The sequence below is a fragment of the Oleiphilus sp. HI0067 genome, assembly GCF_001635735.1.
On sequence record NZ_LWFI01001165.1, the window covers coordinates 1 to 892 of the forward strand.

The following is an 892-nucleotide window of genomic DNA, read 5'->3' on the forward strand; positions in this document are numbered from 1 at the left end:
GAGTAGTGTCGCGCAACGTGAATGGAAGCTTCATAATGTTGTGGTGAATGAAGTTGAACGCGCCGCCGCCAATCATGCCAAATTTGTGCATAGCTGGACCGAAATTACGGCTGTTGTATAGGTCTTCATATACCCATGAGTCTTTGAATGCTGCCGAGAATTCAGTGATCTCGTCGTTTGCGCGCTCTGCCGCAATTGCTTTTACGACTTCTTCCGCTGCGATCATGCCGCTCTTCATTGCAGTGTGCGTACCCTTGATCTTAGAGAAGTCCAAAGTACCCGCGTCACAGCCAACGATCAAACCACCAGGGAATGTCATTTTAGGAAGTGCGTTAAAACCGCCTTTAGTAATTGCACGTGCGCCGTAAGAAACACGCTTACCACCTTCAAGGTGCTTGGCGAGCACTGGGTGGTGCTTCATGCGTTGGAACTCATCAAATGGGCTAACGTGAGGATTTGAGTAACTCAAGTCAGTGATCAGGCCAACAACAACCTGGTTGTTTTCGCCATGATAAAGGAAGAAACCGCCTGTCGAATTAGACTCGTTGAGTGGCCAGCCTGCGCCGTGAACAACAAGACCTTCTTGGTGTTGCTCAGCAGGGATGTCCCATAGTTCTTTGATGCCGATGCCGTAGTGTTGTGCATCGCTATCTTTATCTAGCTCGAACTTAGCAATCAACTCTTTACCTAAGTGGCCACGACAGCCTTCTGCAAAGATCGTGTATTTAGCACGTAGCTCCATGCCAGGCATGTAGCTCTCAGTTTGCTCGCCTTCTTCGTTTAGGCCCATATCGCCAGTGATGATGCCTTTTACAACATCGTCTTCAATGATTAGCTGAGCGGCAGGGAAGCCAGGGTAGACTTCAACTTCAAGTGCTTCAGCTTGCTCGCC

The 892-nt window shown here is 49.1% G+C and carries 1 protein-coding gene; it reads right to left on the reverse strand.

Annotated elements, in window-relative coordinates; translation table 11 throughout:
* On the reverse strand, window positions 1-892 hold an 892-nt coding region (locus tag A3739_RS30045), incomplete at both ends, for an NAD(P)/FAD-dependent oxidoreductase (RefSeq protein ID WP_197472389.1).